Annotated in this window: 6 protein-coding genes and 1 pseudogene; 2 read left to right on the forward strand and 5 right to left on the reverse strand. The window is 40.3% G+C overall.

What is annotated here, in order from left to right; all coding sequences use genetic code 11:
* On the forward strand, positions 1 to 1,711 hold a 1,711-nt coding region (locus tag H5185_RS19735; protein ID WP_182742942.1), incomplete at its 5' end, for a bifunctional diguanylate cyclase/phosphodiesterase.
* On the opposite strand, the gene H5185_RS19740 is transcribed toward H5185_RS19735, so the two are convergent.
* Positions 1,677 to 2,651: an alpha/beta fold hydrolase gene (locus H5185_RS19740; RefSeq protein ID WP_182742943.1), complete on the reverse strand. Its 975-nt coding sequence runs from the start codon at positions 2,649 to 2,651 to the stop codon at positions 1,677 to 1,679. The two genes, H5185_RS19735 and H5185_RS19740, sit on opposite strands and share 35 nt — an antisense overlap.
* A gap of 61 nt (positions 2,652 to 2,712) precedes the next feature.
* Positions 2,713 to 4,521 carry a DUF885 family protein gene (locus H5185_RS19745; protein ID WP_182742944.1) on the reverse strand — a complete coding sequence of 603 codons (1,809 nt, stop codon included), beginning with the start codon at positions 4,519 to 4,521 and terminating at the stop codon, positions 2,713 to 2,715.
* Positions 4,522 to 4,736: 215 nt separating this feature from the next.
* Between H5185_RS19745 and add the strand changes: the two genes are divergently transcribed.
* Entirely contained in the window at positions 4,737 to 5,735 is a 999-nt protein-coding gene (gene add / locus H5185_RS19750; RefSeq protein ID WP_182742945.1) for an adenosine deaminase, read from the forward strand.
* Positions 5,736 to 5,806: 71 nt separating this feature from the next.
* On the opposite strand, the gene hemN is transcribed toward add, so the two are convergent.
* The 3 genes and pseudogenes from hemN to H5185_RS22795 all read right to left on the reverse strand — a co-directional run.
* Entirely contained in the window at positions 5,807 to 7,183 is a 1,377-nt protein-coding gene (hemN, locus tag H5185_RS19755; RefSeq protein WP_182742946.1) for an oxygen-independent coproporphyrinogen III oxidase, read from the reverse strand.
* A 296-nt stretch (positions 7,184 to 7,479) separates the two neighbouring features.
* Complete coding sequence (locus H5185_RS19760; RefSeq protein ID WP_182742947.1) at positions 7,480 to 8,229, reverse strand: NRDE family protein; 750 nt, start codon at positions 8,227 to 8,229, stop codon at positions 7,480 to 7,482.
* Between the two features lie 44 nt (positions 8,230 to 8,273).
* Positions 8,274 to 8,465: pseudogene (locus tag H5185_RS22795) on the reverse strand (metal transporter); the annotation flags it as partial.

Consider the following 8,465-nt stretch of genomic DNA (forward strand, 5'->3'; position numbering starts at 1 on the left):
CGCTGAGCAACGCTGGCTATTTGCTGTTGAGGGGGCACGTAATGGTATTTGGGATTGGTGTATTTCTACTGGTGATGTGTTTGTTTCTGATCGTTGGAAAGATATCATAGGCTATCAGCCTTATGAGCTCGATAATGATTATTCTGTGTGGGAATCTCGTTTACATCGCGATGATAAAGCACAGGTTTTAAATACACTACAGAATTATATTCAGAATCAACATGAATATTATGAGAGTGTTTACCGTTTACGCCATAAAGATGGCCGTTATATTTGGATTCTTGATCGTGGGAAAATTGTTGAGTGGGATGAACTCGGTCGACCACTGCGTATTATTGGTACGATAACAGATGTTTCTGATGATGTTAAAAATCAATCAATTACCAATGAAAAACAAAGTCATAGCGGCCTTACGGATATCATTAATCGTGACCTATTAGCTGATCAACTGTTCGACCTACAAGTTTTCAGTCGTGAAACTGGCCAGTTCTCTGCACTGTTGATGATTAATTTAGATAATTTTAAATTAATTAATGATGGCTTGGGACGCCAGCTTGGTGACCGATTATTAATGCAGATAGCGGCAAGGTTATCAGCTACTTTTTCCAGTGTTGGCCAAGTTGCACGCCTTGGCGCTGATGAATTTGTCTTTTTAGTCAAAAACTTTGGTAATGATATCGATCAAGCAAATAAGCGTGCGCTAGCATTGGCAAGCGAAGTTAGACAGTTGATTGGGCGTAGTTTTACTATTTCAGATCAAAATTTATCCATTACTGCTCGGATTGGATTAGTCGTTTTTGATGGTATTGAGTCTTTAGAGCCGCAAGTATTACTGGCTCGTGTCGACAGCGCTTTAGAACAAGCAAAAGAGAGCCGTTCTAATGGTTGTGCTATTTATCAATCTGAATCTGTTCAGCATCAGGTTCAACCATTTAAATTACAAAACGAATTGAAGCTTGCGATTCATAATCAGCAAATGTCTTTAGTCTATCAACCCGTTGTCGACCAGGCTGGACAGCTCAATAGTGTAGAAGTTTTGATGCGTTGGTATCATCCGCAGTATGGCTACATTAGCCCACGCAAGTTTATTACATCTGCTGAGTTGTCTGACTGTATCTTTGAGTTAGAGTTGTGGGCGTTAGATCAAGTTTGTGAAATGATTAAAACACTTCAACAAGCTAATGCAACTATTCCTATAATGTCGTTAAATATATCTTCACGCCATTTTCATCAAGATCACTTTGCTAATGTGATAATGAATCGAATTAACGCAGCACAAATATCTCCATCGTTACTTCAATTTGAGTTAGCGGCAGATGTGTTTGTGGTAAATGCGAGTGTCGCTAAAAACAAAATTGCTGAGTTACAACGATTTGGTATCAATATTGCGATGGATAATTTTGGCAGCGGATCTTGTGCTGTCTATTTGCTGCAAGGTATTCGTTTTTCACAAGTGAAACTAGCAGCCGTTTACCTTGAAGACATTGAATTTAACCCTGAAACCTTCAATATTGTTAATGCTATTATTGAGTTTGCAGCTAAATTAAATTTCCCTGTGGTGGCTAAACAGGTGGAGAATAAGCAGCAACTTAATTTATTAACACACGCAAAATGTACTTGGTTCCAAGGTTATATTATTAGTAGGCCATTAGATAATGACGACATCATTCAATTGATTAAGACTCAGCTATCTTTGAGTGTTGTGCCATAAAATCGATAGCATAAGAAAGCGCAATATTACGCATTTTATCACTTTCAATAAACACCTCGTGATACGCGCCTTCAATGACGACTTTGTGACAATGATTACTGAGTGTTTGATTTTGTGACTCGTTACATACAATCCTATCTTTTTCAGCTTGCAAGATTAATATCGGGGTTTGGCTGTTTTTAGCATAGCTAATCGTGCTCTGCGCCGCATTCATTGCTTCAAGTAACCAATGATTCGTGGGCGAGCCCAATTGCACCTGAGGATTTTCCTCAAACACGTTGCGATAGTGCTGGTAGCGATATTGGCTATGAGTGAGAAGATTTCGCTTAAAGCTATCGGGTTTGTAGTGAGTACCACCAAGCACAAACGTACTGTGCACTTTACCTGCTTCAAGGCGATTGTTATCAAGTTTTTGAGCTAACCAATGGACAAGTGATTTCGCAAACGGTAGCCGTATACCAAACATTGGTGCTGAAAATACCGCTGCCGCAAATGTTTGTGGGTATTGATTAAGGTAATCACTTGCGATGGTACAGCCCATTGAGTGGGCGATACAAAATAACTCATCATGCTGTTGTGGACTAACTATTTGCTCGATAAATTGAGCCAAGTCAGCAGTGTAATCGCTAAAGTTTTCTACATAACCCTGAAATGGATTATGGGTGAGTCTATCTGATAAGCCTTGGCCTCGATGATCTAAAGCGTAAACGCTGAATCCTTGTTGATACAAATCAAACATCAATTCTTGATATTTTAAATAAGATTCAACTCTGCCATTGCTGATCACGATAGCGCGTTGCTTATTGGGGTGTTCGACCATTGCATAGGCAATGTTTATATTATCAGGAGTACAGAAACTCGATTGCTGTACTTGCTGCCAAAAGTGTCGCTGTTCGCTGGTATCGAGTTTTAATTCTGATGAAAATTTCATGTAATGCATTGTGATTAAGCCAGTATGTTTGAATCTAAAATAATATTTAATTTCTGAGTGTTTGTTTAATTTATACCTTGCTTGTCTCTTCTATATTCGCCTGCTGGCGAGTGATAAACTGATCAACCATTTGCTCTAGTACCGTCATTGGGATGGAGCCATTTTCTAAAATTGCATCATGGAACTTCCTGATATCAAAATCCTTTCCTAATGCTTTCTCAGCTTTAGCGCGTAAACGTTTTATAGTTAATTCACCAATTTTGTATGATAACGCTTGGCCCGGCCAAGAAATATAGCGATCGATTTCCGTGGTGACGTTGTGCATTGAAAGGGCTGTATTACTGGCCATAAAGTCGATCGCCTGCTGGCGACTCCAACCTTTAGCGTGCATGCCTGTATCAACAACTAGTCGCGCAGCCCGCCACATTTCATAGGTTAAACGGCCAAAGTTGCTATAAGGGTCTCGATAAAACCCTGCTTCAACACCTAAATATTCTGAGTATAAACCCCAACCTTCACCAAATGCAGAGATGTAACTGTAACGCCTAAAATTGGGTAAGTCAGTGAGTTCTTTATTGAGTGAAATTTGCAAATGATGCCCTGGAACGGCTTCATGTAACGTTAATGCTTCTAGCTCGTAAAGTGGTCGTTTATCCAAGGCATAAGTATTGACCCAATAATAGCCGGGCTCGTCGTCACGGTTTGAGCCAGAGTAGCGCCCAGTAGTATATTTAGGTGCTATTTCTGCGGGCACTGGCGCAATACCATAAGGGGTGCGGGGTAATTTTCCAAAATACTTAGGCAATATGGCATCGGCTTTTTTGGCAATAAACGCTGCTTCTTTAAGTAGCTCATCTGCCGTTTTGGGATAGAACTGTGGGTCGGTGCGTAAGAATGCTAAAAATTCAGCAAAACTGCCCTGAAAGCCAACATCTTTAATGACTTGTTCCATTTCTGCTCTTATTCTCGCGACTTCTTGTAATCCAAGTTGATGGACTTCATCTGCTGTCATAGGCAGTGTAGTGTAATATTCTACTCTGTTTTGATAAAAAGCTTTACCGTCCGGTAAGGCGGAGGCGGCAATATCTACCCGTGCATTGGGAATATATTCTTGAGTCATAAAATCATAAAACTGCTGATAAAGTGGCAGTACAATTTGCTCAACAGTTTCCCGACCTTGTTTGGTTAACGCTTGCTTTTCTACTGCGCTAAAATACTCTGGATAGTGGGTAAACGGCGTAAAGTAACCACTGGCCTCAACAGGCACAATAAACGCGCTAATGCTGTCTTCAAAACCATTTAAGGTGATTTTTGCTGGGGTGATGCCACTGGCTAAGCCTTGTTTGAGCCAGTATGTTTGCTGAGCAAAATAGCGCGGTAGTTGTTTAAGTTTGGCTAAATAATGCTGATAATCCTCAACACTACTGAAACGCGCTTTAGCAATCGATGCGATGTAAGCATGGAAACCACTTTCTGCCGTAATAGGTAAATAGTGGTCATGAAAATGATACATATCGACGTCATTTTGTAGCTGGTCTTGCAAGATTTTGGCATTGATGACATCAGATTTTGATAACTGTGTTCGATCAAGTTGTTTGAGTGTATTGAGAATTTCGACAGTCTGTTGGTTTTTTTTTGCTAAGGTTTCTGCAGATAAATCGTCAAGCTTTCCTGCTGCTGTCGCATCACCTAAACTGGCGGCTAACTCTGGAGAATAGGCTAAATTAAGAGCCCAACTCTGGTCTATAATCACTTGCAAATCTGGCGCTATCAGTGTCTGTTGGCCTACGATTGATTCATTAACTTGAGTCGTCGGCGTATAGCTATTACAAGCCGATAAACTTAACATTATCAGTACCGGTAGGATCAGTAAGCGCATCGATAGTCCTTGATGTTTTAATCTGTTTGTCAGCATTAGAGTATGCCCGATTTAAGCATAAAAAACACATCACAAATAAGTATGTTTTTTTGCTGTCATAGATTCCATATAAAAATATTGGTCATCAGAATTTATATCAATACATGTTAAACTTAGTGCTATTCTCTGACCGACAAAACTAAACTAACGGCAGGGTAAGTTTATAGGGGTTAATTATGATAGATAAAACCATTCCGCTGGTTGATTTGCATCGACATTTAGACGGCAATGTTAATGTAAAAACCATTTGGGAATTAGGCCATCAACACGGTATTCAGCTACCCGCTAATTCGCTTGAAGAGCTTGCGCCATTTGTGCAAATCCAAGGTAAAGAAAACAATCTAGTGGATTTTCTCAAGAAACTCGATTGGATGGTGGCAGTATTAGCTGATCTTGATGCTGTGAAACGTGTTGCCTATGAGAATGTTATTGATGCAGCATCACAAGGTTTAGATTACGCTGAGTTGCGTTTTAGTCCATATTACATGGCGATGAATCATAATTTGCCCATTGAAGGTGTCGTTGAAGCCGTTATCGATGGCGTACGTGCCGGTGTAAAAGAGCGTGATATTCAGATTAACCTGATCGGTATTATGTCGCGTTCATTTGGACAAGAAAAATGTCGCTTAGAGCTTGAAGGCATACTTGCTCATCGTGACAGCATTGTCGCGATGGACCTAGCCGGAGATGAACTTGGTTTTCCTGGGGACTTATTTACTGAGCACTTTAAGCGTGTTCGAGACGCAGGATTACACATTACAGCTCATGCTGGCGAAGCCGCGGGTGCTGAAAGTATGTGGCAAGCCATTAACGTTCTGGGTGCGACACGAATTGGTCATGGCGTGAATGCGATTCATGATCCTAAGTTGATGGAGTATTTGGCTAAGCATCGTATTGGAATTGAGTCATGTCCAACTAGCAACTTACATACGTCTACCGTTAAAGATTATGATGTTCATCCACTGCGTAAATTTATGGATGCAGGTGTATTGATTGGTCTTAATACCGATGACCCAGGTGTGAGCGCTATTGATATCGCGCATGAATATCGCGTGGTTAAATCTGAAATGGGTTTCAGTGATAGTCAACTGGCGATATTGCAACGTAATGGTGTTGAAATGGCCTTTATGTCTGACAGTGACCGCAAAGCGTTATACGCTAAAAAAGCCAAGTAAATAGCGAGTATGAATAAAAATAGCCCGCAAATGCTGGCTATTTTTGTATTCTACTTTGTATAAACAGTGAGTTAAATTACTCTTGAAAACTGCTGTTGACGGGCTTTTTGACGATAATAGACATCAAAGCACATGCAAATATTACGAATAAGTAGCCGACCGGTCGGGCTTACTGTGAGTTTTCTATCAGTAATATTGACGAGCTTATCATCGATAAAAGTTTGTAATAGTTTGAGATCTTCCACAAAATATTCTTCAAAGTTTATCGCAAATTTTTGTTCAATTTTGGCCATGTCTAAATCAAAATGGCAGATAATTTGTTTAATTACCGCACGGCGAATTTCGTCATCGTGATTTAAACTACACCCTTTCCACAAAGCATGACTATTAGCATCAATCGCTTCGTAATATGGACGAATGTCTTTTTGGTTTTGGGCATAACAATCGCCAATTTGGCTAATAGATGACACACCTAAACCAAGTAAGTCACATTCTTCTTGGGTGGTATAACCTTGGAAATTACGATGTAATTTACCGGCATTTTGTAATTTTGCTAACTCATCATTGGGCTTGGCAAAATGATCCATACCAATAAATTGATAACCTGCTGCGGTTAACGATTCAATCGTTTGATGCAGCATATCTAATTTCTGTTGTGGCGATGGCATATCGACTTCTTTAATTTTACGCTGCGCCGCAAAACGCGATGGCAAGTGTGCATAGTTAAAGACAGATAGACGATCGGGAGAAAGCTCAATAATTCGGGCTATCGTTTTAGCAAACGTTTCGGGAGTTTGTAGCGGTAATCCATAAATTAAATCAACGTTAGTTGACACAAACCCGAGTTCTTTTGCTCTAGCCATTAAGTCGAAAATAAATTGTTCGTCTTGCTCACGGTTAACGGCAACCTGTACAGCTTTATTAAAATCTTGTACACCAATAGACACTCGGTTAAACCCAGCTTCTTTTAAGGTATCAAGCATACTCAGCTCGATTTCTCTAGGGTCGACTTCAATAGAGTATTCACCCACATCTGCAAAATTAAAGTGTTCTTTAATCAGTGCGGTCAGTTTTAGAATTTGTTCAGGGTTTAAAAATGTAGGTGTACCGCCACCCCAATGCATTTGGGTTACGGTGTAATTTTTGAATAATGGTGCACGTTTAATAATTTCAGTGGCCAGATATTCAATGTATTGATCGGCTTTGTGTGCGTGGCGAGTAATAATTTTATTACAACCACAGTAATAGCAAAGCTTAGCGCAAAAAGGGATATGTACGTAAAGCGACAGTTTGTCTGATTTACTGTTTTGAATGGATGTCAGTAAATTCTGCTCAGTAAAGGCATCGTCAAACTCTAGTGCGGTCGGGTAAGAAGTATAACGGGGACCGCTGTAATTGTATTTTTCGATCATCGACTGATCCCAACTAATCTGAGTGGGCTGCTTCAAGGCGTGTCCTCCGGTGGTAAATTAGCAACAGGCGAATTATGCAATGTTCATGATCAAATAACCTTGATCTAGGTTGTAAAAATGAATGTTGCCTAGTGGAATAAAGGCACTTGAGCTAAGTCTTATATTGAATCTTAGTGGTAATGCGGGGTGGGTCACAGTTTGCGATAGCCAATGTGAGAGGTATTGAGCAGTAAGTCTGTCTTAAGGGTGAAGTTAACCTTAGATTGGGATATTGGTAAGGTCAAAGGTGATGATTTTTAGCCAACAGGTTTCATCTATTAACCCTGTTGCGGTTAGTTAATACTAAAGTGCTGAGTACCTAAATTACGCGCTTTACCATCATATCTCACTTCAGTAAGTTGTACATTTCCGCTTTTATGTTTCAACACTATGCTGGTTGAGCGAGTACCGTATTCTTCATGCTGGATAAAAATAGCAGACAATAGACGTTCCCATTCAAGGCTAATACCAGTTTGAGGTAAATCTTGATCCTTTGGTTGTGAGGTATCTCGCATGATAGCGAGTAATTGGTCTATGCAAGGTGTCTGCATTTGCTTGATATAGGTTTGCAGCTGTTGCTGGCCTTTAGCCATTTTAGGCCATATATCATCCAATGCGCCGTTACTTACCGCATGAAATCCAGGCTCGAGTTTAGTGGTAGTTGATGTTTTACTGTTAAAGCAGAGGAGTTGGTTGTGGTGTTCGAAGACTAAATTAAACGGATTATAATTAACCGAGTGTTCAGCTAGCCATTGACTATTAACGTGCTGTTTTGTTAGCGCATCAACCACTAATTCTCCACGACTGCGAACGCCATTTTGCAGTTCAATGGAGCGAATATTGGTTATTCCTGCAAATTGGCCTTGCTCATTAATGCCTAACCAAGTGCCGCCAGCTTGCTTGTCTTGCCCAGCAATAATGGCAGGATGAGTTGGCCAGCGATACGCTGGTTCAGCTGCTCTGTGATGAAATTCGTCACGGTTTGCACAAATAATTAAGGGGTAGTCGGGATGCGCCTCAACGGCAATAAATAAAATACACATAGCGGCCCCCTTAAATATATTGTCATCATTAGCGATTAAATAGATTAATGATGATGTTTATGTGTCGATGCTGAGTCATGATGATGTGGCGCTTTAATGTCTGATGGATGGCCGTGATCATGTGGATGTGACACTGATTTGAGGTTAATCATCAAACGGCTTAAAAATTTGCGCGGCCCGAGCCTAAGTAAACTGGCACCAAACAATAAAGCTATGGCCACTAAACCAACAATGTT

It is taken from the genome of Shewanella sp. SG44-6, from assembly GCF_014164185.1.
Lineage (GTDB): Bacteria > Pseudomonadota > Gammaproteobacteria > Enterobacterales > Shewanellaceae > Shewanella > Shewanella vesiculosa.

What these genes read in the sequence shown, in the direction of transcription:
- H5185_RS19740 (WP_182742943.1), bottom strand. Translation starts at nt 2,651, where the DNA reads ATGCATTACATGAAATTTTCATCAGAATTAAAACTCGATACCAGCGAA.
- H5185_RS19745 (WP_182742944.1), bottom strand. Translation starts at nt 4,521, where the DNA reads ATGCGCTTACTGATCCTACCGGTACTGATAATGTTAAGTTTATCGGCT.
- add (WP_182742945.1), top strand. Translation starts at nt 4,737, where the DNA reads ATGATAGATAAAACCATTCCGCTGGTTGATTTGCATCGACATTTAGAC.
- H5185_RS19760 (WP_182742947.1), bottom strand. Translation starts at nt 8,229, where the DNA reads ATGTGTATTTTATTTATTGCCGTTGAGGCGCATCCCGACTACCCCTTA.